Source organism: Streptomyces sp. NBC_00986 (genome assembly GCF_045162565.1).
Classification (GTDB): Bacteria; Actinomycetota; Actinomycetes; order Streptomycetales; family Streptomycetaceae; genus Streptomyces.
In genome coordinates, this window is the sequence record NZ_CP108733.1 from 2,622,325 (window position 1) to 2,644,772 (window position 22,448).

The 22,448-nt window shown below is 70.1% G+C and carries 19 protein-coding genes and 3 pseudogenes; 11 read left to right on the forward strand and 11 right to left on the reverse strand.

The features are described from left to right. Window position 1: 1 nt before the first annotated feature. Window positions 2-1,399, forward strand: coding sequence for an OFA family MFS transporter (locus OG504_RS11455; RefSeq protein ID WP_405989714.1), 1,398 nt, complete (start codon window positions 2-4; stop codon window positions 1,397-1,399). Between the two features lie 107 nt (window positions 1,400-1,506). On the opposite strand, the gene OG504_RS11460 is transcribed toward OG504_RS11455, so the two are convergent. From OG504_RS11460 to OG504_RS11480, 5 genes are all read right to left on the reverse strand, one after another. Beyond that, complete coding sequence (locus OG504_RS11460) at window positions 1,507-2,184, reverse strand: GntR family transcriptional regulator (protein WP_405989715.1); 678 nt, start codon at window positions 2,182-2,184, stop codon at window positions 1,507-1,509. Between the two features lie 188 nt (window positions 2,185-2,372). Further along, window positions 2,373-3,311 (reverse strand): beta-ketoacyl-ACP synthase III, encoded by a 939-nt coding sequence (locus OG504_RS11465; RefSeq protein WP_405989716.1) that lies wholly within the window; start codon window positions 3,309-3,311, stop codon window positions 2,373-2,375. Between the two features lie 150 nt (window positions 3,312-3,461). Next, the gene (locus tag OG504_RS11470; protein WP_019065011.1) at window positions 3,462-3,596 is read right to left on the reverse strand and encodes a hypothetical protein; all 135 of its coding nucleotides are present in this window, start codon (window positions 3,594-3,596) and stop codon (window positions 3,462-3,464) included. Further along, complete coding sequence (locus tag OG504_RS11475) at window positions 3,565-4,902, reverse strand: OFA family MFS transporter (RefSeq protein ID WP_405989717.1); 1,338 nt, start codon at window positions 4,900-4,902, stop codon at window positions 3,565-3,567. The genes OG504_RS11470 and OG504_RS11475 overlap by 32 nt, the downstream gene beginning before the upstream one ends. 179 nt (window positions 4,903-5,081) lie before the next feature. Beyond that, entirely contained in the window at window positions 5,082-5,606 is a 525-nt protein-coding gene (locus OG504_RS11480; protein ID WP_405989718.1) for an ATP-binding protein, read from the reverse strand. 245 nt (window positions 5,607-5,851) lie between these two features. On the opposite strand from OG504_RS11480, the gene OG504_RS11485 reads away from it, so the two are divergent. The 3 genes and pseudogenes from OG504_RS11485 to fdhD all read left to right on the forward strand — a co-directional run bounded on the left by OG504_RS11485 (window position 5,852) and on the right by fdhD (window position 7,826). Then, complete coding sequence (locus OG504_RS11485; RefSeq protein WP_405989719.1) at window positions 5,852-6,823, forward strand: 2-dehydropantoate 2-reductase; 972 nt, start codon at window positions 5,852-5,854, stop codon at window positions 6,821-6,823. Window positions 6,824-6,850: 27 nt separating this feature from the next. Next, window positions 6,851-6,970: pseudogene (locus tag OG504_RS11490) on the forward strand (Fe-S-binding domain-containing protein); the annotation flags it as partial. A gap of 7 nt (window positions 6,971-6,977) precedes the next feature. Next, window positions 6,978-7,826 carry a formate dehydrogenase accessory sulfurtransferase FdhD gene (gene fdhD, locus OG504_RS11495; protein ID WP_405989720.1) on the forward strand — a complete coding sequence of 283 codons (849 nt, stop codon included), beginning with the start codon at window positions 6,978-6,980 and terminating at the stop codon, window positions 7,824-7,826. Between the two features lie 116 nt (window positions 7,827-7,942). Here fdhD and OG504_RS11500 read toward each other — a convergent pair whose 3' ends face one another. Then, a complete protein-coding gene (locus OG504_RS11500; protein ID WP_405989721.1) occupies window positions 7,943-8,761 on the reverse strand; it encodes a LysR family transcriptional regulator in 819 nt (272 codons plus the stop codon). A gap of 140 nt (window positions 8,762-8,901) precedes the next feature. Between OG504_RS11500 and OG504_RS11505 the strand changes: the two genes are divergently transcribed. Then, window positions 8,902-9,621, forward strand: a complete 720-nt coding sequence (locus OG504_RS11505; RefSeq protein ID WP_405989722.1) for an SDR family oxidoreductase — start codon at window positions 8,902-8,904, stop codon at window positions 9,619-9,621. Window positions 9,622-9,638: 17 nt separating this feature from the next. Here the strand turns inward: OG504_RS11505 and OG504_RS11510 are convergent, their stop codons facing one another. Beyond that, the gene (locus OG504_RS11510) at window positions 9,639-10,187 is read right to left on the reverse strand and encodes an isochorismatase family protein (RefSeq protein ID WP_405989723.1); all 549 of its coding nucleotides are present in this window, start codon (window positions 10,185-10,187) and stop codon (window positions 9,639-9,641) included. Window positions 10,188-10,206: 19 nt separating this feature from the next. Further along, window positions 10,207-10,545, reverse strand: a pseudogene (locus tag OG504_RS11515) (MarR family winged helix-turn-helix transcriptional regulator); the annotation flags it as partial. A gap of 3 nt (window positions 10,546-10,548) precedes the next feature. Here OG504_RS11515 and OG504_RS11520 point away from each other — a divergent pair. The 3 genes and pseudogenes from OG504_RS11520 to OG504_RS11530 form a co-directional block, all read left to right on the forward strand. Then, window positions 10,549-10,854: pseudogene (locus tag OG504_RS11520) on the forward strand (zinc-binding dehydrogenase); the annotation flags it as partial. A gap of 237 nt (window positions 10,855-11,091) precedes the next feature. Further along, window positions 11,092-12,963, forward strand: coding sequence for an exo-alpha-sialidase (locus tag OG504_RS11525; RefSeq protein WP_405989724.1), 1,872 nt, complete (start codon window positions 11,092-11,094; stop codon window positions 12,961-12,963). A gap of 10 nt (window positions 12,964-12,973) precedes the next feature. Continuing rightward, window positions 12,974-14,212 carry a DUF4185 domain-containing protein gene (locus tag OG504_RS11530; RefSeq protein ID WP_405989725.1) on the forward strand — a complete coding sequence of 413 codons (1,239 nt, stop codon included), beginning with the start codon at window positions 12,974-12,976 and terminating at the stop codon, window positions 14,210-14,212. Here OG504_RS11530 and OG504_RS11535 read toward each other — a convergent pair. Next, on the reverse strand, window positions 14,145-15,161 hold the full coding sequence (locus tag OG504_RS11535; RefSeq protein ID WP_405989726.1) for a bile acid:sodium symporter family protein: 1,017 nt from the start codon (window positions 15,159-15,161) through the stop codon (window positions 14,145-14,147). The genes OG504_RS11530 and OG504_RS11535 overlap by 68 nt on opposite strands. Window positions 15,162-15,357: 196 nt before the next feature. Between OG504_RS11535 and OG504_RS11540 the strand changes: the two genes are divergently transcribed. After that, on the forward strand, window positions 15,358-16,227 hold the full coding sequence (locus OG504_RS11540; protein WP_405996303.1) for a LysR substrate-binding domain-containing protein: 870 nt from the start codon (window positions 15,358-15,360) through the stop codon (window positions 16,225-16,227). Window positions 16,228-16,372: 145 nt separating this feature from the next. Here the strand turns inward: OG504_RS11540 and OG504_RS11545 are convergent, their stop codons facing one another. Both OG504_RS11545 and OG504_RS11550 read right to left on the reverse strand, forming a co-directional pair. Further along, a complete protein-coding gene (locus OG504_RS11545) occupies window positions 16,373-17,521 on the reverse strand; it encodes a DUF3500 domain-containing protein (RefSeq protein ID WP_405989727.1) in 1,149 nt (382 codons plus the stop codon). A gap of 209 nt (window positions 17,522-17,730) precedes the next feature. After that, on the reverse strand, window positions 17,731-18,744 hold the full coding sequence (locus tag OG504_RS11550; protein WP_405989728.1) for an Lrp/AsnC family transcriptional regulator: 1,014 nt from the start codon (window positions 18,742-18,744) through the stop codon (window positions 17,731-17,733). 108 nt (window positions 18,745-18,852) lie between these two features. Between OG504_RS11550 and OG504_RS11555 the strand changes: the two genes are divergently transcribed. Further along, a complete protein-coding gene (locus OG504_RS11555; protein ID WP_405989729.1) occupies window positions 18,853-20,376 on the forward strand; it encodes an MFS transporter in 1,524 nt (507 codons plus the stop codon). Between the two features lie 241 nt (window positions 20,377-20,617). Further along, window positions 20,618-22,444 (forward strand): AMP-dependent synthetase/ligase, encoded by a 1,827-nt coding sequence (locus tag OG504_RS11560; RefSeq protein ID WP_405989730.1) that lies wholly within the window; start codon window positions 20,618-20,620, stop codon window positions 22,442-22,444. Window positions 22,445-22,448 lie beyond the last annotated feature (4 nt).

The window sequence follows — 22,448 nt, forward strand, 5'->3', positions numbered from 1 at the left end:
CATGACCGCAGATCCCATCACCACGAACGAATCCGGCGCCGCGAACCGTCCCTACCGTGAAGTGACCGACGCCCACGGCCGCGTCTACCGCGTCGGCGAGACCGACCGGGACATCCTCGGCCACTCGCGAAAGATCATGATCTATCTGCCGTGGATCGCCATGATGGCGATCAGTGTCTTCGAGTACGCGTACGGCTCCGCGGAGGACACCCTGTCCAGCGCGCACGGCTGGTCGCAGAGCAACACCTTCTGGATCCTGAGCATTTGGGTCTTCTTCCAGGCCGGCATCGCCTTCCCGGCGGGCTGGATGCGGGAGAAGGGCATCCTGTCGGCCCGCAGGGCGATGTACGCCGGCTCCGTGATGTGCGTCCTCGGCTTCCTCGCCCTGTCCCACCTGGACAACGTGTGGTTGGCGATCATCGGCTTCGGCGTCATCGGCGGAATAGGCGCGGGCCTGGTCTACGCGACCTGCATCAACATGGTCGGCAAGTGGTTCCCCGAACGGCGGGGCGCCCGCACCGGGTTCGTCAACGGCGGCTTCGCGTACGGCTCGCTGCCGTTCATCTTCATCTTCAACTACGCCTTCGACACCGGGAATTACCACCGGGTCCTGGATCTGATCGGGTGTTACATCCTGATCGTGGTGTTCGGCTGCGCGTTCTTCTTCAAGGACCCGCCGCAGAACTGGTGGCCCGCCGACATCGACCCGCTGACCTACGGCGGCAACGACAAGAGCGCGACGAGCCTCGCCAAGAACCCGCCCGCCGTAAAGCAGTTCACCCCCAAGGAGGCCATCCGTACCGGCATGCTGCCCCTGATGTGGCTGTCCATCGTGCTGACCGCCGGGGTGTCGATCTTCGGCATCTCCTTCCAGGTCGACTTCGCCAAGGACGTCGGCTTCGGCCCGCTGGTGGCGGCGTCCTCGATGGGCATCATGGCCGTCATCAACGGCATCGGCCGCGCCGTCGTCGGCTGGCTTTCCGACCTGTGGGGCCGCAAACTCACCCTGGTCTTCGTCATCTTGGTCCTGGGCCTCGCCCAGTTCGGCGTGATCTGGGCCGGCCATCTGCGCAGCGAGTGGCTGTTCCTGTTCTTCGCCTTCCTCTCCGGCTTCGGCGGCGGCGCGTTCTACCCGATGTTCGCCGCCCTGACCCCGGACTACTTCGGCGAGAACTTCAACGCCACCAACTACGGCCTGGTGTACAGCGGAAAGCTCGTCAGCGGCCTCTTCGGCGGCGGCCTCGGCTCGATGGTGGTCGCGGCCTGGGGCTACAACGGCGCGTACGCACTCGCGGGTGGGGTCTCGATGGTGGCGGCGGCGATCGCGTTGCTGCTCCGTCAACCAGGGCGCGGGGACAGGGAGTTGACGCAGGCTCCCCAACCGCAGCCCGCGGCCTGACAGTTCGTACGTCACTGTCGTCGGCCCACCTGGTGGCCCTCCCCGGTCGGGAGGGCCATCGCGCCACGTCGGCGCCGAGCGCCGCTACATCAACAGCCGCCGCAGGCTCAGGACTTGGCACGCTCGTGGTACGACCGCCGGGTGTGCTCGGTGTGTTCGCGCATCAGCAGGCCGGCGCGCAGCTCGTCGCGGGCGGTGATCGCGTCGATCAGGCGGCGGTGCTCGATCCAGGACGACAGGCCGCGCTGGCGGGCCACCGGCGTGTAGTACCAGCGGACCCGGCGGTCGACCTGCGCGGCGAGTTCGGCGAGGACGGCGTTGCCCGCGAGCTCCATGACCTTCGCGTGGAAGCGGGCGTTCATGGCGACGGCGGCGTCCACGTCGTCGGCGTCGACCGCGCGCTCGCCCTCCGCGCACAGCTCCTCCAGGACGGCGATGCCAGCGCTGCCCGCGTTGACGGCGGCGAGCCGGGCGGCCTCGGCCTCCAACAGCGTGCGCACGGTGAGGAGTTGGTCGGCCTCCTCCTCCGTCGGCTCGTGCACGAACGCGCCCTGGGCGGGCCGCAGATCGACCCAGCCCTCGGTGTTGAGCCGCTGCAGCGCCTCGCGCACCGGCTGCCGGGACACTCCCAGGTGCCCGGCGAGTTCGCTCTCGACCAGATGCTGGCCGGGCTGCAGGGCGCGCGTGGTGATGAGCTCGAGCAGCGCCTCGTAGACGCGGTCGCGCAGCGGGCCCGGGCGTTCGAGTTTGGGCACCGCCCCCTGCGGCAGTCCTTGCGACAACATCGCGGTCCCCCTCCTGGGCAACATCGGCACTTTGCAGACAGTGGACAGTAGCCAGCGGACAGTCGCCGTACATGGCCGTACGACCAAGTATTGATTGTCTATCGTCTACAGTCTACGGCGCACAGTAGCCAGAGGGTGCGGGAGTCGACCTCGTCACATCCAAGGTCACACCTGAGCGGGTGCGCAGGTCACGGGCACCGGACGACCTGGCCGGCGTAGGACAGGTTCCCGCCGAAGCCGAACAGCAGGACGGGGTCGCCGGTGCGGACGGCGCCCTGTTCGACGAGTTTCGAGAAGGCGAGCGGGATGCTGGCGGCCGAGGTGTTGCCCGATTGGACGACATCGCGGGCGACGACCGCGTTGACGGCGCCGATCTTCTCGGCGAGGGGCTCGATGATGCGCAGGTTCGCCTGGTGGAGGACGACACCGGCGAGGTCGGCCGGGGTCAGGCCCGCCTTCTCGCAGGCCTTGCGGGCGATCGGCGGGAGCTGGGTGGTGGCCCAGCGGTAGACGCTCTGGCCCTCCTGTGCGAACCGCGGGGGCGTGCCCTCGATCCGTACCGCGTGCCCCATCTCGGGCACGGAGCCCCACAGCACCGGTCCGATGCCGGGTTCGTCGGCGGCCTCGACGACGGCGGCCCCCGCTCCGTCGCCGACGAGGACACAGGTCGTACGGTCGCTCCAGTCGGTGACCTCGGACATCTTGTCGGCGCCGATGACCAGGGCCCGGGTGGCCGCTCCCGCGCGGACGGTGTGGTCGGCGGTGGCCAGGGCGTGGGTGAAGCCGGCGCACACGACGTTGATGTCCATGGCGGCCGGCGAGGGGATGCCGAGGCGGGCGGCGACGCGCGCGGCCATGTTCGGGGAGCGGTCGATGGCCGTGGAGGTGGCGACCAGGACCAGGTCGATGTCCCCGGGCGTCAGGCCCGCGGCGGCGAGGGCCTTGGCGGCGGCGTGCGCGGCCAGTTCGTCCACGGGTTCGTCGGGCCCGGCGATGTGGCGGGTCTGGATGCCCACCCGGGAGGTGATCCACTCGTGGCTGGTGTCGACCATGCCCGCCAGGTCCTCGTTGGTGAGTACCTTGGCGGGCTGGTAGTGGCCGACGGCGGCGATCCGCGTGCCGTTCATTGGGTGGTCCCCCTCGTTGCCTTGGGTAGCGGGATCCACCAGTCTTGCCAGTGACTCGCGGGTACGACGGCAGGTGATGCCACAGGAAACAACGGTCCGGGTTGTCGGCTTCTGTCATCCATCCTGTGATTGACGGTGTCGCCCGAACATTCAGCCGGTGAACAGCTGCTTCGCCTTGAGGACGAGTTCGTACAGGCCGTACACGAGCGGTGCGCCCACCCAGAGCCAGGCGAAGGCGATGAGCGGCCGCCGGTCAGGCGGACTCTGACTGCTGTCGTTCGACATCGGCGGCCTCCCTCGGGGCGGGGATGTGGTGGCGGGCGTCGACGGGCTTGACCAGTTCGTTGGCGACGAAACCGATGACGAGCAGCCCGATCATGATGATGAAGGACGTGTCGTAGAGGGACGCGCCGTGTTTGCCGGCGGCCTTCTGGTGGTCGGCGATCCAGTTCACGATCAGCGGTCCGAGGACACCGGCCAGGGACCAGGCAGTGAGCAGCCGGCCGTGGATCGCGCCGACCTGGTAGGTCCCGAAGAGGTCCTTCAGGTACGCGGGTACGGTCGCGAAGCCGCCGCCGTAGAAGGAGAGGATGACCAGCGCGCACAGGATGAACAGCGGCTTCGAGGAGTCGCCGAACAGCGCGATGAGCGCGTACATGACCGCGCCGACGCCGAGGTAGACGCGGTAGATGTTCTTGCGGCCGATCAGGTCGGAGGTCGAGGACCAGCCGATGCGTCCCGCCATGTTGGCGGCGGAGAGCAGCGCGACGAAACCGGCGGCGGCCGACACCGTGACCGGGGTGGAGGTGTCCGCGAAGAAGTCCGTGATCATCGGGGCGGCCTTCTCCAGGATGCCGATGCCCGCGGTCACGTTCATGCACAGGACGACCCACAGGCACCAGAACTGCGGGGTGCGGACAGCACTGTTGGCCGAGACCTGCACGCCCGAGAGGACGCTGGGCGCGGTCGCTGTGTCCTTGTGGTCGTCGATGCGCGGAACCCGCACGAGGAACACGCCGAGTGTCATGAATACCGCATACGAAAGACCGAGTACGAGGAACGACTGGGCGATGCCGGTGTTGTCGGAGCCGAACGACTTCAGCATCTGGGCCGACCACGGGGAGGCGATGAGCGCGCCGCCGCCGAAGCCCATGATGGCGATGCCGGTGGCCATGCCGGGGCGGTCCGGGAACCACTTGATCAGGGTCGAGACCGGCGAGATGTAGCCGATGCCGAGGCCGATCCCGCCGACGAAGCCGTAGCCGAGGACGATCAGCCAGAACTGTTTCGTCTCCGCTCCGAGCGCGGAGATCAGGAAGCCGGAGGAGAAGCAGATCAGGGCGACGGTCATCGCCCAGCGCGGCCCGTTGCGTTCGACGAGGGTGCCGCCGAACGCGGCCGACAGGCCGAGCATGACGATCGCGAGCTGGAAGGGCAGGGCGCTCTGTGTACCGCTGAGGTTCAGTGAGGACTCGAGCGGCGGCTTGAAGACGCTCCAGGCGTAGGCCTGGCCGATGGAGAGGTGTACCGAGAGTGCGGCGGGCGGAACCAGCCAGCGGCTCCACGCCGGGGGTGCGACTGGGGGACTCATGATCCCGGACGGTAGGGAGTGGCAAGGGAGTTGAGAAGGCGGCGCGTCGACCGTATGCGATGAACGGTATGCAGAGTGCGCCGAACGGTCGCCGCGGAGTTCCAACTCCCGTTCCCACGCCGGTTCTCACGCCTGAACTCGCCCCTCTCCCGCGCCTGTTCTCCTCTGGCGGGCCGGCCTCAGCCCTGGACGGACGCCGCGATCCGCTGGGCGGCCTCGGCAGGGGTGAGGTGCGTGGTGTCGACGACCTCGGCCTCACGGTGCAGCCAGGTGCGGGCCGCCTCGGCGTAGGGCTCCAGGTATTGCAGACGGAACGGGGAGTCGGGGCCGAGGACGGTGTCACCCGCGATGCGTCCGCGGAGCGTGTCCTGGTCGGCGTGGAGGACGAAGTGCCGTACCGGGATGGCGTGTTGGGCGAGGCCCGCGCTGATCTCTCGCCAGTACCGCTCGACCAGGACCGTCATGGGCACCACCAGCGTGCCGCCGGTGTAGTCGAGCACGCGGCGGGCGGTCTCGACGACGAGCGGCCGCCACGGCGGCCAGTGCTGGAAGTTGTCCGTCGCGGGCAGCCCCGGCGTGATGTCCATGAGCGTCTCGCCGACCTTCTCGGCGTCGAACACCCGTGAATCCGGGATCAGTTGCTGCACGAGCGGGCTGGTCGTCGTCTTGCCCGCGCCGTGGGTGCCGTTGAGCCATACGATCATGGGCCCGACGCTAGCGCGGCCCGGCCCGTGGGCTCAGGGATACAGCACGATCAGGGGCACAGTGCACAGTCCCGGTCCGAACCAGGCACAGTCCCTGTCCGAACCCTTGCCGACCCATCCTCCATACTGTAGACAATATTCAGTCGACACTGTTCGGCGCCGCCCAGCGCTGTCCGGCACTGCCTGGCACTGCTCGGACGGCACCCACCTCCGCGGTACTCCCTCGACCGAACGGAGAGTCTCCAGTGAGAGTCGCAGTCCTCGGCGCCGGTGCGATCGGCGCCTATGTCGGCGCCGCGCTGCACCGTGCGGGCGCCGATGTGCATCTCGTCGCCCGTGGACCGCATCTCGCGGCCATGAGGCAGCACGGTGTCCAGGTCCTCAGCCCGCGCGGCGACTTCACCGCCCGCGTCCATGCCACCGACGACCCGGCCGAGATCGGCCCGGTCGACTTCGTCCTGCTCGGCCTGAAGGCCAACTCGTACGCGGCGTGCGGGCCGTTGGTCGAGCCTCTGCTGCACGGCACCACGGCGGTCGTGGCCGCCCAGAACGGCATCCCCTGGTGGTACTTCCACGCACACGGCGGCCCCTACGACGGGCAGCGCATCGAGAGTGTGGACCCGGACGGCGCGGTCAGTGCGGTGCTCGCGCCCGAACGGGCCGTCGGCTGTGTCGTCTACGCGGCAACGGAGCTTGCGGGACCGGGAGTCGTCCGCCATCTCGAAGGCACCCGGTTCTCCGTCGGCGAGCCCGATCGCAGCATCTCGGCGCGCTGTCTGGCACTGAGCGAGGCCATACGGGCGGGCGGGCTGAAGTGCCCGGTCGAGCCGGAGCTGCGCAACGACATCTGGCTCAAGCTGCTCGGCAACATCTCCTTCAACCCGATCAGCGCGCTGGCCCGCGCCACCATGCGGCAGATGTGTCTGCACGGAGGCACCCGCAAGGTCATCGAGATCATGATGACCGAGACGCTGTCCGTCGCCGAGGCCCTGGGCTGCGAGGTCGGCGTCTCCATCGAACGGCGGCTCGCGGGCGCGGAACGCGTCGGTGACCACCGCACCTCGACCCTCCAGGACCTGGAGCGCGGCAAGCCGCTCGAACTCGACGTACTCCTCGCGGCCGTGGTCGAGTTGGCGGAGATCACCGGCGTGGACGTGCCCACCCTGCGCACGGTGCACGCCATCTCGGACCTGCTCGCGCTGAGGAGTGCCGCGTGAGAAGAGGCGAGCGGCCGTGAGCTCGCTCCGCACATGCAGGACAATGAGAGCGAGCGGGTCACCTCGCCGCACGACGACCCGGTGACCCGCGGCACTCTCCGCAGCAAGGGCCGTTTCGGCCACCAGCACGTACAGAACCGGGGCTGATCAGGACATGGGACGAGTCACGGAACGACGCAAGGTGATCCGGATCCGGGACGGGGTGGTCACCACCCGCCCGGACACGCTCGTCGCCGAGGAACCCCTGGAGATCCGGCTCAACGGCAAGCCGCTCGCGATCACCATGCGCACCCCCGGTGACGACTTCGCGCTCGCGGCCGGGTTCCTGGTCAGCGAAGGCGTACTGGCGAACGCATACGATCTGCAGAACATCGTGTACTGCGCGGGGGCGACCGTAGACGGTTCGAACTCGTACAACGTGGTGGACGTACGGACCTCACCGGACGTCGTCATTCCGGACATCACGTTGGAGCGGAACGTGTATACGACGTCCTCGTGCGGTCTGTGCGGCAAGGCGAGCCTGGACGCGGTGCGTACGACGGCGCGCTGGCCCATCGCCGACACTCCCCCGGTCCGTGTCGAGCCCTCGCTGCTCGCGGGCCTCCCCGACCGGCTGCGCGCGGCCCAGCGGGTCTTCGACCGGACCGGGGGTCTGCACGCGGCGGCCCTGTTCAGCGAGGAGGGCGAACTGCTGGACGTACGGGAGGACGTGGGCCGGCACAACGCGGTCGACAAGCTGGTGGGCCGTGCCCTGCAGAACGGCGACCTGCCGCTGTCCCGGGTGATCCTGCTGGTGTCGGGCCGGGCCTCCTTCGAGCTGGCGCAGAAGGCCGTGATGGCCGGGATCCCGGTGCTGGCGGCGGTGTCGGCGCCCTCGTCGCTGGCCGTGGACCTGGCGGCCGAGACGGGCCTGACCCTGGTGGGTTTCCTGCGGGGCAGCAACATGAACGTGTACGCGGGCGAGGACCGCATCGCCCTGCGGGCCGCGGCCGCCCAGGGCTGAGATCCGCGCCCCGCGTCACGGCGGCGGGGCCCCGACCGGCGGGGAGCGCCCCCTGCGCCGCAGGGGCCCCGCCTCAGCCTCACCCTCCCCCTCACCGGCGGCCCGGGCCCGTCCCCTCAGCCCCGCGCGCCCTGCGCGGTCTCCACGAACGCCGTGATCAAGGGTGACCGGCGGGCCGCCTCCCAGGCCAGGATCACCTCGTCGGGTTCGGCGTCGGTGACGGGGACGTAGGTGATGTCGGGGCGGGAGTACTTCTCGGCGACGGAGACGGGGACGAGGGTGATGCCCGCGCCGGAGGCCACGGCCTCGAACTTCTCCTCGATGCTGCGGATCGGTACGTCGTCCGGGCCGGGGTTGGCGTACCGCAGCCAGGCCTCGCCGTCGAGGTCGGCCCGCACGAGGTCCTGCTTGCCGGCGAGGCGGTGGTCGGCGGGCAGCATCGCGACCCGGGTCTCGGTGAACAGCGGCAGCAGCATGAGGCCCTGCTCGCGGATCGGGCGGCGCAGATAGGCGAGGTCGACGGTGCCGTCGAGGATCAGTTGCTCCTGGTCGTCCCATTCGACCCGGCGGGCCTTGACCTCGATGCCGGGGTGGGCGGCGCCGTAGGCACGCAGCGTGCGGGTGATCACGACGCCCGCGCGGAAGCCGATGACGAGCCGGTGCGGACCCCGCGCGGACCGATGCACCCTACGACGGGTCGCGTCCGCCGAGGCGAGCAACGCGCGGCCGTCGTCCAGGAGTTGACGCCCAGCCGCCGTCAACGACACGCCATGACTGTCACGTTCGAAGAGCGTCGCGTCCAAGTCCTTTTCCAGGGCCCGGATCTGACGGCTCAACACCGGCTGCGCGATGTGCAAGTGCTCGGCCGCGCGCCCGAAGTGCAGCACCTCGGCCACCGACACGAAGTAGCGGACCTTCCGCAGGTCGAGGTCCATGGCTGCCGCTCCTCCCGTACCGCCGTCGGCGATGCCTTCAGGGTATCGCCACCACCGAAAGAGGTCTTGGACGGCGGGGCGACGACGGCCGCAGGCTGGGTGATGTCACAGCAACGCGCACAACCCGAAAGGGGCAGGACATGGGACTGCGAGGACAGCGGATCGTCGTCATCGGCGGTACTGCGGGGATCGGGTTCGCGGTCGCGGAGGCGGCCGCGCGGGAGGGCGCCCGGGTGGTCGTCGCCTCGCGCCGGCAGGAGAGCGTGGACGCTGCCCTGAAGCGGCTCCCGGCGGACGCCGAGGGCCGGGTGCTGGACGCGAGCGACGAGAAGGCCGTACGGGAGTTCTTCGCGGGGCTCGGCGGCTACGACCACCTGGTCTACACGGCCGGCGAGGCGCTGCTGATGGGGAGCCTCGCCGAGTCCGACCTCGGGCGGGCCCGCGCCTTCCTGGACACACGGCTGTGGGGCGCCTACACGGCGGTGAAGTACGGCGCCCCGTCGATCCGGGAGGGCGGTTCCGTGGTCCTGACCACGGGCACCGCCGGACGCAGGCCGCTGCCGGGCACGACCGTCGCCGCCGCCCTGTGCGGGGCGATGGAGTCGCTGACCCGCGCGCTTGCCCTGGAACTGGCCCCGCTGCGGGTCAACGTGGTCGCGCCCGGTGTGGTCCGCACCGGGCTGTGGCGGGAGTTGGACGACGAGCTCCGGGACGGGCTGTTCGAGTCGGCCGCCGGGTCGCTGCCGGTCGGCCGGATCGGCGAGCCGGAGGACATCGCCGAGGCGTATCTCTATCTGATGCGCGGCGGCTACACGACCGGTTCGACGGTGGTCGTGGACGGCGGCACGGTCCTCGTCTGACCGCTCCGCCGCCGGGGTCAGCCGCCCGGCGCGAACCGCACCTCCGCCGCTGTCACCACCGACCCCAGCCGCGGAAAGTCGAGCTTCACCGACGCCTGGTGCTCGGCCGCGGTGAGCGCGCTCATCGCGTCCTCGACGAAGACGAGTTGGTGACCGAGGTCGCCGGCGGCACGCGCGGTGGACTCCACGCCGAGGTTGGTGGCGATCCCGCCGAACACCAGGGTGTCGACGCTCCGTTGACGCAGCCGCTCCTCAAGTCCCGTGCCCTGGAAGCCTCCGATCGTCCGCTTCACGATCTCCAGGTCCCCTTCCCGGAACAGCCCGTCGGCGAGTCCACTGCCGGCGGGCTGCTCGGCGATGCCGGGACGTTCGACCCGGATCAGCACGACGAGCGCACCGGCGGAACGGAAGACACCGGCCAACTCCTCGGCGACGGCGAGGACTTCGGGACCCTTGTACGGTTCGAGCGGCAGCGCGACGATGCGGTCCATCAGGTCGACGAGGACCAGGGCGGTGCGCTCGGGGTCGAGAGCCGGCCGGGATGCGGCAGTCTGGGGTGGGGTCATGACGGAACGTTAGCCCCCGTCAGCCGTCCGTACCGGAAATCCCGATCAACAGGCCCATGAACTGGTCGCGTTCGGCCTCCGACAGCGGGGCCAGGAGTTCCTCGTTGGCCGCACGGGCCGCCTTCTCACAGTGCTTGAGCAGCCGTGCCCCCTCCGGCGTGAGCGACACCGCGTTCTTACGGCGGTCCTGCGCGTCCGGCTCCCGTACGACCAAGCCCGCGGCCTGAAGGTCGTTGAGGACACCGACCAGATCCTTGAGGTCGAGCCCCACAGCGCGGCCGAGGTCGGCCTGCGCGACGGGCGCGAGGCCGCGAACCGTGGAGAGCACCACGTGGTGCCACATCTTCAGCCCCTCGGCCGTCCCGACTCAGCCTCCGCCGTCGACGCGGTCGCGCTCGTCCGCAGCGGACCGGCGGCCCTGGGCGCACTGGACGCGGCCCACCCCGAACCCGGTGAGGCCGTGCTGATCACGGCCGCGGCGAGCGGAGTCGGCCATCTCGCCGTGCAGTTGGCGAAGGCGCGGGGTGCCGGGTGGATCGTGGGCGCGGTCTCCGATCCGGCGAAGGGCGACTTCGTGCGCGCCCTGGGCGCCGACGAGGTGATCACCTACGACCGTTCGGAGTGGGGCGAGCCCGTCGACTGCCTACTCGACCCGGTAGGCGGCGAAGGTGCACGAGGTGATCGAGTCGCGGAGCAAGCAACCTCTGCAAGGTCGTACTGCGCCCCTGAGGCACCCCGCCGAACCTGACGTTCGGTCACGGCCGATGCGGCGTTGCGAAGTTATGGGGCGACGGGCACTGCACGCTTCTTGTGAGGCGCCGGAGGCCCAACTAACGTCTGTGACGCGCCCGTTGGACGTGGGATGTCCGGATGTCCAGACGAATGAAGGGCAGGTAGCACCACCATGCCGTCAAGTCTTCGCGCACGTCTGAGATCCACCCTCACCGCCGCACTCACCCTGGCCGCGCTGCTCATGCTCCCGAGCCACGCGCACGCCACCGCCCAAACCGCCTCCCCCACCCCCGAGTTCGACCAACAGGTCCTCTTCAAGGCTCCCCAGGACGCGGGCTACGCCTGCTTCCGGATCCCGGCCATGGTGAAGACCGACGACGGCACCCTGCTCGCGTTCGCCGAGGGCCGGGTCCTCAACTGCGGTGATGCCGCCGACATCGACATCGTCGTCAAGCGCTCCACGGACAACGGTGTCACCTGGAGCCCGTTGCAGGTCGTCAACCACGGCGGCGGCGACACCCACGGCAACCCGGCACCCGTCGTGGACCGGAGGACAGGCCGCATCCTGATCGCCGAGACGTACAACACGGGCCGTACGGACAGCGCCGGTTGCTCGGTCCCCTGCGACCGCACCCCGCACCTGCAGTACAGCGACGACGACGGTCTCACCTGGTCGCAGCCGCGTGACCTGAGCGACGAGATCCTGCCCCCGAACTGGAACTCCTGGTACGCCACAGGACCCGTGCACGGCATCCAGCTCACCCGCGGCAAGCACCGGGGCCGGCTCGTGTTCGGCGTCAACACCGAGACCTGGGACGGGAGTCGGGTCACCGCGAACAACGCGGCGCTGATCGTGAGCGACGACGGCGGCGACCACTGGAAGATCGGCGCGACCGACTCGTATCCGATCGCGGCCGATGGGACCTGGCGGCAGAAGCCGTCCGAGGTGACGCTGACCGAGCGCACCGACGGTTCGATCCTGGTGAGCGGCCGTGAGCAGGACGGCACCGACCTCGGGCAGCGCACCCAGGCGGTCAGCCGTGACGGCGGCGACAGCTTCACCGCGCCCTTCCGCGCCCTGCCCGACCTGTACGCCCCGCAGGTCCAGTGCTCGACGCTCGGCGTCGACTCCCGCATCCTGCTGGCCTGCGACGCCGACCCCGACCGCCGCCGCACGATGATGATCCGCTCCTCCTACGACGGCGGCCGCACCTGGGACAGCGTGGACCGCGGCACGGTCGTGACGAAGGACTGGTCGGGCTACTCCGACATGGCGCGCATCGACGGCGACACGGTGGGCCTGCTCTACGAAGGCGGCGCCGTGACCGCGACCGACGAGATCCGCTTCGCCCGCTTCGACGAGGCCTGGCTGCAACCGCGTCGGGGCCCGGACCCGACGACCCCCGACCTCGCCCCGCACGCCAAACGCGCGGCCGTGCTCGGCGGCGCCCAGGAGACAGACGGCGTGTCCGGCGGCGCCCTGTCCTTCGACGGCGTCGACGACGCCGTGCGCCTGCCGTACAGCGACCGACTCCCGCTGGGGACAAAGGACTTCACGGTGTCGCTCTGGTTCCGCTACACCGCGACGACCGGTGACCAGCCGTTCCTGTGGATGGGCGGGGTCGGCACCACCGAGCCGCAGGTGTGGCTGCGTGGCGAGCCCGCGGGCAACCACGTCCGGGCGCTGATCACCACCCGGGTCGGCGCGACGACCGTCCACACCACCTCCGTGGTGACCGCCGGCGCCTACAACGACGGCCAGTGGCACCGGGCCGTACTGCGGCGCGGCGGCGGGCAGTTGAGCCTGTCCGTCGACGGGACGACGGTGAGCACCGCGGACATCGTGGGCTCGGTGAGCCGCAACTCGCCGTTCGGTGTGCACATCGGCCAACGCATGGACAGCATGCAGTACTTCACCGGGTCGATCGACGAAGTCCACGTCTGGGACCGGCTGTTGACGGACGACGAACTCGCCGCGCAGCACCCTTCCCCCGCCGGGACCGTCCTGTGGCTGCCCATGGACCATGTGAGCGGCAGCCACTAACGTCCCGGTCGTGCCCGAGGACCGACGAGCACGACAGCGCCGGGGAGCCGGGGTCGGCCTGCTGCTGACCCTGGCTCTGGCGGCCGTGCTGCTCGCCGCCCTCCCCAGGCACCACGACCGGGAGGGCGGCGCCGCGTGCACGGCCCGTACGGTCCGCGACTGGTCACCGGACGCGCAGCTCACCGACTCCTTTGCCGCGTACGGCGACGACGAGTCCCGCGCCGACGACTGGACCGGCGGCGACGGCACCCACTCGGTGCGGCTCCCGGACGGCCGGGTGCTGTGGCTGTTCTCCGACACCTACCTCGGCCAGGTGTACGCCCCGCCCAACCCGGTCGGCGAGTCGTACGCCTGGCGGGACACCACCGCGCCCCTGGTCCGCAACTCGGCGGTGGTGATGCGCGACGGACACCCCCAACTCACACTCCCCGCACCGCTGTTCCCCGACCCGGCCCCGAACGGGTGGCGTTGGCCGGTCGCGGCCCGCGTCGAGCCCCGCTCCCCCGGCTCGCCCGAGTCGGTCGTACGGGTGCTGCTGTGGACGCGGACGGCGGGGGCGTACCCGTGGATCTACGGCGTGCCGATCGCGACCGAGGTCGCCACGCTGTCGCTGCCGGATCTTCGGGTGGAGTCGATCGTGAAGGTCTTCGGCCAGGAGCTGGTCCAGGACCCGTCCCGGCGTGTGCAGTTCGGGACGGCGATGGTCGCGGTGGGCGGCTGGACGTACGTCTTCGGCGGGAACGACGCCCAGGCCGCGGCCCGGCCGACCTCCTCGGCGTATGTGGCACGGGTGCCGGAGGGACGGCTGGGGGAGCCGGGTGCCTGGGAGTACTGGGACGGGTCGGCGTGGACGACCCGGGCCGGGCCCCGGTCGGTGCTCGGGGACGGCCGACACACGGGCGTGGGCAGCGCGTTCTCGGTGGTGCGGGGCGGTGGGACGTACGTCCTGTTCACGATGGCCGCGGGCAGCCGGGGGCTCACCACCGTCACCTCGTACTGGGCCTGTTCGCCCACCGGACCGTGGCACGGACCGGCCAGGAGTTTCAGCCCGCCGCTGCCGCAGGGGCAGGTCGCCGCGTACAACCCGCAAATACACGCGGAGTTGGGCAGCGGCGACCGGCTCGTCCTCAGCTACGACGTCAACTGGCTGGACGCGACGGCCGCTTCGGCAGCGCTGAACCTCAGCCGGAACGTGTCGCTGTACCGACCGCGGTTCGTGACCCTGCGGTTGGGGCCGCCGACCCGTTGACCTCGGGCAGCGGATCGCGGGCCCGGCGCTTGGCGATGACCGCGCACACCATCAACTGCATCTGGTGGAAGAGCATCAGCGGCAGCACGGCCAGCGAGGCGTGGGCGCCGAACAGGACGCTGGCCATGGGCAGTCCGGAGGCGAGGGACTTCTTCGAGCCGGCGAACTGGATGGCGATCCGGTCCTCCCGGTCGAAACGCAGCGCCTTGCCGCCGTACCAGGTCAGGGTGAGCATCACGGCGAGGACGACGGCCTCGACGGCGAGCAGTCCGGCGAGGCGGACCGCGCTGACCTGGTGCCAGATGCCCTGGACCATGCCCTCGCTGAACGCGGTGTAGACGACGAGGAGGATCGAGCCGCGGTCGACGTAGCCGAGGATCTTCTTGTGCCGGGTGATGAAGCCGCCGATCCAGCGCCGCAGCACCTGGCCCGCCAGGAACGGCACGAGGAGTTGCAGCACGATCTTGAGGAGCGAATCGGCGGAGAAACCACCGCCGTTGCTCCCGAGCAGCGCCGCCGCGAGCAGCGGGGTGATGACGATGCCGGCGAGCGAGGAGAAGGAGCCCGCGCAGATCGCGGCGGGCACGTTGCCGCGCGCGATCGAGGTGAACGCGATCGACGACTGGACGGTCGACGGGACCAGGGTGAGGAACAGCAGCCCCTGGTAGAGGGGGTGGGTCAGGATCACCGGGACGAGGCCCCGGGCGGCCAGGCCCAGCAGCGGGAAGACGACGAAGGTGCAGGCCAGGACGGTGGTGTGCAGGCGCCAGTGCTTGAGCCCGTCCAGTGCCTCACGCGTCGACAGCCGGGCGCCGTAGAGGAAGAAGAGGAAGGCGATCGCGGCCGTGGAGGCACCCGAGGCGACGTCGGCGCCCGTGCCTCTCGCGGGGAGGAGTGCGGCGAGGCCCACCGTCCCGAGCAGCAGCAGGATGTAGGGGTCGATCGGCATCCGACTCGGCCATCGCAGGCGTTTCACTGTGCTCCACTGTCTCGCGTGTCTCGCTGTACGTCCGGTCCGTCTTCCGGCGCGGACTCGTGCCCTCCCCATCCTCCTCTCCGGGCTCTTGATCGGGAATCCGTCATACCGCTCTGACTGCCATCACGTTTCGCGATAAGCGGTTACGGTGTATGCCATGGTGTATGCCATGTACGACCTCTCCCACCTGCGGACATTCCTCGCGGTGTCCCAGACGCTGAGCTTCACGCAGGCCTCCCGCCGGCTCGGGCTGCGCCAGTCCACGGTGAGCCAGCACGTGCGGCGACTGGAGGACGCGACGGGGCGGCAGCTCTTCACGCGGGACACCCACTCCGTGGAGCTGACCGAGGACGGCGAGGCGATGCTCGGCTTCGCGCGCCGCATCCTGGAGGTGCAGGAACAGGCGTCGGCGTTCTTCACCGGCACCCGGCTGCGCGGCCGCCTCCGCTTCGGCGCGTCCGAGGACTTCGTCCTCACCCGGCTGCCCGAGATCCTGGAGGGCTTCCGCTACGACCATCCCGAGGTGGACCTGGAGCTGACCGTCGAGCTGTCCGGCACGCTGCACGAGCAACTGGCCGCCGGGAAGCTCGACTTGGTGCTGGCGAAGCGCCGCGCCGAGGACCCGCGGGGTGAACTGGTCTGGCACGACAAGCTCGTGTGGATCGGCACGGAACGGCTCCGCCTGGACGCGGATCGCCCGGTGCCGCTGATCGTCTATCCGCCGCCCGGCATCACACGGGCGCTCGCGTTGGAGGCGCTGGAGCGGCAGGGGCGGGCGTGGCGCATCGCGTGCACGAGCGGGAGCCTGAACGGCCTGATCGCCGCGGCCCGGGCGGGACTGGGGGTGATGGCCCACTCGCGGGGGCTGGTGCCGCCCGGGTTGGTGCGGATGCCGGAGCGGGCGGGGCTGCCGGAGCTGGGCGAGGTCGACTTCGTGCTGGTGCACGGGCGGCGGCGGGTTTCGGCTCAGGGGGCCGCGGACGCGTTGGCGGCGGCGATTCTGGCAGGTGGGGATCGATTGCACCGGCGCGGTCCGTAGTCCAGGTTTTTCATTACGGAAAACGTAAGCCGACTTCTACAAGAATGCCGACGTCCATGAATTCCTCGGCCGGCCGTGAGGGAATTCCCGACAGCGGGCGACGCCGCCGGAAGCAGCGCCGCCCGTTATGTCATCGGCGGACGATTCAGGAGAACGAGAACTCTCCTCCGTAATCGGTGTCGTGATCGCGGTACACGGAGCTGTAGTTGAGCTGACTCGTGTCGACCACGCCGTCCTTGACCGAGAACTCGATCCAGACGCCGGGTCCGTCGATGCGGACGTAGTCGCCGGCGGTGTCCAGTGCGGTGGTGCCGGAGTACGAGATGTAGGTGTCGTCGAGCTCCGACTCGTAGGTGCTCAGGGTGGACGCGGCGGTCGTGTCGTCCGCGGCCTCGACCCACGGCGTGATGGCGTCGAGCACCAACTGCTGCTGGTCGTCGGTCAGTTCGCTGACCGCGAGACCCTCCTTGGTGTCGGGGAAGGCGCCGTCCTCGTCCGGGCCGAGCACCACGTCGGTGGTGGAGTCGGAGAGCTTCGCCTCCGAGAGCTCGTCGTCGCTCAGACCTTCGAGCATCGACTCCATCCCGTCGTGCATGCCGGACAGGGGTGCGTAGGTGGTGCCGTCGTCGTCGGTCCAGGTGGCGGGTTCCACCCCGGCGAAGTACGGGGTGGTGCCGACGACCTCGCCGTCCTTGTAGGTGAGGTTGACGGCCAACTGGTCGCCGCCGAAGTGCAGTTGCCAGGTGCCGGAGGTGCTCGGGGCGCCCAGGAAGGCGAGGTAGTAGTTGCCGCTGCCGTAGCTGCTGTCGGTCTCGCCGAGGACGTCGTCGGCGGCGAGGATCTCGCTGATCTGGTCGTAGCCGGTGTCGGTGCCGGTGCCCGTGGCCGCCTCGACCACCGCCTCGGCGGCGGCGAGCTGGGTGTCGCTGAGCGTGCTCAGCTCGATGCCGACCCGGCAGTCCGCGCCGCACGCCTCGTTCGACCAGGCGGTGGCGTTCGCCTGCGTGAAGTCGAGGAGTACGGCGGCCTGTTGGTCGTCGTCCAGGGTCTTCAGGAACGTGTTGGCGGCGTCGACCACGTCCGAGGCGGACGAGCCCGTACCGGCCGTGCCCGTGGGTACGGGGGCGGACGCGGAGGCCGGCGTGGACGGGGAGGTGGATCCCGGGTTCGTCGGGGAGGTCGATCCGGGGGTGGTCGGGGACGCGCTGGTGGAGGGGTCGGGCGTGACGGACGCGGCGTTCGCGTTGGCGTACATCGCGCCGCCGAGGAGGGTCGTCGCCGCGGCCAAGGCCATGACCACCTTCCTGCGGCGACCCAGCGACCTGCGGTGAGCGTTTTGGGTCTTCAATTCGATATTCCCTTCACGGGGCTCACCGGAAGGACTTCCGAAGACTATTTCCAAAAGATCTTTCGGGAAATCCCTGCGGCATCGGTTTGGACAAGCCACAGTCGATCGCCGAACACTGTGATTCCCATCTCCGGGTGCTTGGTTTTGCGCATGATTTATCTTGAACTTACTTTGAGGGAGGGCGAGTTGAGGAGGAGCGTCCGATACGTCAGCTGTTTGACCCTGCGCAGGAACGGGCTCGCCTCCACATGCCGAATCCCGTCGAGCTGCCCCAAAGGCCCACTGAGGTAGTCGTACAGTCCCGCCGTGTCCTTCACGACCACGGTCACGACGATGTTGGACGTGCCGGCCGTGGCGGAGGCGTACGCGACCTCGTCGTGCGTGGCCAGCGCCTCGCCGACCGAGTGCAGCGCGGCCGGGGTCGCCGTGATCCACAGAACCGCCGCACGCGTGTACCCGAACACCTCCGAGTCGTACTCGACGTCGATGTACACCGCCCCCGAGCCGATCAGTGAGGCCAGCCGGCGTTTCACGGCGGACTCGGAGCGGCCGGTGGCGCGCTGGAGTTCGGGGTAACCGGCGCGGCCGTCGCGTTCGAGGACGGCGACCAGGGCCTCGTCCTCGGGCTCGATGCGGGCGGGGCCCGGTGCGGGCGCCGGTTCGGGGAGGAGCGCGGCGATCTGGTCGTCGGCGAGCAGCTTGAAGCGACGCAGCCAACCCGTCGGGCCGCCGTAGAAGCGGTGCAGGAGTTGGTGGGCTCGGATGTCCAGGACACTGGGGGTGCGCGGGAGTTTGCCGAGCAGGAGGTCGTCGTGGTCGCCGGGGCTGCGGGGGCGGGTCAGGCAGACGATCTCGGTGCCGCCGGACGCGAGGCCGATCCAGGCGGTGTCGGGGCGCTTGGCGAGCGCGTCGGCGATGTTGAGCGCGTTGTCGGGGGCGCTGCGCAGGCGGAGCATCCACTGGTCCTGGCCCAGGCGTTCGGGGTCCCGGATCGCGACGACCCGCAGGCCGGCCTCGGCGGTGAGCCGGCGGAAGCGGCGGGCGATCGTCTGGTCGGAGACGCCGAGGACGGTGCCGAGGCGGCTGAAGGAGGCCCGGCCGTTGAGCTCCAGCGCGGTCAGCAGTTGGAGGTCGAGCCGGTCCAGGGTGTCGGATTCCATCTCCAACATGCCTGCTCCTGTCGGATTTCGGCGGCGGGGTGTCCAACACGGCGCTGATCGTCCGGGTGGAGCCCATCGTACGGAGAACTGCACAACCCGGACAGGGGAGTTGAGGACATGCGTACATGGGGGCCGCTCGCGGCGGTGTGCCTGGGCACGTTCATGTTGTTGCTGGACGTGACGATCGTGGTCGTCGCGCTGCCGGACATGGCGCGGTCGTTGCACGCGTCGTTGAGTGATCTGCAGTGGGTGGTCGACGGGTACGCGCTGGCACTGGCCGCGCTGCTGCTGGGAGTTGGGGCCGCCGCCGACATTCTGGGGCGTCGGCGGGTGCATGTGGTGGGCGTCGTGCTGTTCGCGGTGGCGTCGCTGTTGTGCGGGCTGGCGGATGGTCCGGGCTCTCTCGTGGCCGCGCGGGCCGTGCAGGGTGTCGGGGCCGCGGCGATGCTGGCGACGACGTTGCCGTTGCTCGGGTCCGTCTACCAGGGGCGGCAGCGGTCGGTGGCGCTCGGGGTGTGGGGCGCGGTCAGCGGTGGCGCGGCCGCGGTCGGTCCTGTGCTGGGCGGGGTGCTGACCGAGGGGCCGGGGTGGCGGTGGATCTTCTTCGTGAACCTGCCGGTGAGCGTGGTCGCGGTGTGGCTGACGCTGCGGGTGGTGCCCGAGTCGAAGGGGCCGCGCGGGATGCGTATCGACTGGCTCGGCACGGTCGCGTTCGCCGGGTTCGCGGGCGGGGTGACGTACGCGGTGGTGCGGGCCGGTGAGGACGGCTGGGGTGCTTCGGCGACGCTCGGTTCGTTCGCGGTCGCGGCCCTCGCTCTGGTCTGCTTCGTGCTGGTGGAGCGGCGGGTGGCGCATCCGCTGCTCGATCTGTCGCTGCTGCGGAAGCCCGCTTTCGTGGGCGTGATGGCGGGGGCGCTCGCGTTCAACGGGGTGGCGTTCGGCGGGATGCCGTATCTGTCGATCTGGCTGCAGACGCTGCTGGGGATGAGCCCGGTGCGCGGCGGGCTGACGCTGCTGCCGCTGACGGGGGCGGCGGTCGTGGTGTCGGTCTTCGCCGGGAAGCTGCTGCACGGGGTGCCGGCCCGGCTGACCGTCGGCGGCGGGCTGCTGCTGATCGGCACGGGCTGCTTCTGCCAGGCCGTCCTCGGCGCCGGTTCGGACTGGACGACGCTGGTGCCGGGGCTCGTCCTGGTGGGTGTCGGTACCGGGTTGGTGGCCCCTGGCATCGCGGGGGCGGCCCTCGCGGCGGTACCGGCCGAGCGTGCGGGCATGGCGGGCGGCGCCGTGAATACCGTACGACAGTTGGGGTATGCACTCGGCGTCGCCGTGTCAGGGACCGTACTCACCTCGCGGATGCGGGACACGCTCCCGCACGACGCGGCGCACACGCTGGCGGGCGGTGGGGCCGGGGCGCTGCGCGGGACGTTCTCCGAGCACGCGCTGCGGGCCGCGTTCGCGTCGGGGCTCGACTCGGCGCTCGTGACGGCCGGCTTCGTCGGGACGGCGGCGGGCGCGCTGGTGCTCGCCCTGGTCAGGGCGGGTCGCGCGGAGCGGACCGGCGGGACGGCGGGCACCGCACCGGGAGTGGCGGAGACAGCCGCTGGGACGCCCTCCGGGGAGGAGACGGCGTCGCACCGGTGACGTCGTGTGACCGGGACGCCGGCGGTAATCGGGTCGTACAGATTCGGTGGAGATTACGGGCCCGAAACCTACGGAACCGTAAGGATTTCTGTCCGGCCCTTCCCCTTGTGCGGGCATTTTCCGCCACTGACCAGTGCGGACGCGTGAACCGCTCCAATTCCCACCCCCTCCCGCCCTGGTGTCCCGTGGGGTAGCTTTCACCGCGCTGAAGGGGAGTGCCAACAGGATCGGGGAGCGGGGTTTGCGCGAGTACAACAACCCTCCGTTGGCGTTGGCACCGCCGGTGGGCGGTCTGGCCGACGTCGTCTTCGAGCGTGCCCAGGACGACCCCCTCCACGTCTCCCTCGGCCGCAAGGACGAGCAGGACGAGTGGCGGGACGTGACCGCCGCCGAGTTCCGCGACGAGGTCCTCGCGCTCGCCAAGGGCCTGCTCGCCCAGGGCATCCGCTTCGGCGACCGGGTCGCGATCATGTCCCGTACCCGCTACGAGTGGACGCTGTTCGACTTCGCGCTGTGGACGATCGGCGCCCAGGTGGTGCCGATCTATCCCACGTCGTCGGCCGAGCAGTGCTTCTGGATGCTGCACGACGCGCAGGTCTCGGCGGCGATGGTCGAGCACGAGGACCACGCGATGACCATCGCCACCGTCATCGACCGCCTCCCCGCGCTGCACCAGCTGTGGCAGCTCGACACGGGCGCCGTGCAGGAGTTGTACGACGCCGGCGCGCACATCGAGGACGAGGTGGTGCACCGGCACCGCCAGGCCGTCACCCCGGACTCGACCGCGACGATCATCTACACCTCGGGCACCACGGGCAGACCCAAGGGCTGTGTCATCTCGCACGGCAACTTCATGTACGAGGCGGACACGGTCATCGACTCCTGGGAGTCCGTCTTCCACTCGAAGAAGGGCGACGAGGTGGCGACCTTGTTGTTCCTGCCGCTGGCGCACGTCTTCGGGCGGATGGTGGAGGTCGCGGCGATCCGCGGCGGGGTCCGCTTCGGCCACCAGCCTCAGCTGAACGCGGCCGCCCTGCTGCCCGACCTGGTGGCGTTCAGGCCGACGTTCATCCTCGCCGTGCCGTACATCTTCGAGAAGGTCTTCAACGCGGCCCGCCGCAAGGCCGAGAAGGACGGCAAGGCCGGGCCGTTCGAGAAGGCCGTCGAGATCGCGGTGAAGTACGCGGACGCGATCGAGGCGAAGGCCTGGGGCATCGGCCCGGGCCCCTCGGCGGGGCTGCGCATGCAGCACCAGCTCTTCGACAAACTCGTCTACTCCAAGGTGCGGGCCGCCATGGGCGGCCGGATCCGCAACGCCATGTCCGGCGGGTCGGCCATGGACCGTCGCCTCGGACTGTTCTTCGCGGGCGCGGGCGTCCAGATCTACGAGGGCTACGGCCTCACCGAGTCGACGGCCGCCGCGACCGCCAACCCGCCCGACCGCACCCGCTACGGCACGGTCGGCCAGGCCATCCCCGGTGTCACCGTGCACATTGCGGACGACGGCGAGATCTGGCTGAACGGCCCCAACGTCTTCCAGGGCTATCTCAACAACCAGAAGGCCACCGACGAGACCCTGCACGACGGCTGGCTCGCCACCGGTGACCTGGGCTCCCTGGACGAGGACGGCTATCTCACGATCACCGGGCGCAAGAAGGAGATCCTGGTGACCTCCGGCGGCAAGAGCGTCGCGCCCGGGCTGCTTGAGGAGCGGGTGCGGGACCATCCGCTGGTCTCGCAGTGCATCGTCGTCGGCAACGACCGCCCCTACATCGCCGCCCTCGTCACCCTCGACCACGAGGCCGTCGAGCACTGGCTCACCATGCGCGGCAAGCCGCAGATGTCCCCGGCCGAGCTGGTGCGCGACGCCGATCTGGAGACCGAGGTGCGGCGCGCGGTGGTCGCCGCCAACACCCTGGTCTCGCAGGCCGAGTCGATCCGCACCTTCCGGATACTGGCCCAGCCGTTCACCGAGGAACACGGTCTGCTGACCCCGTCCCTGAAGCTGAAGCGCAAGGCCATCGAGAACACGTACGCGAATGAGGTCGAGGCCCTGTACCGGGCCTGAACTC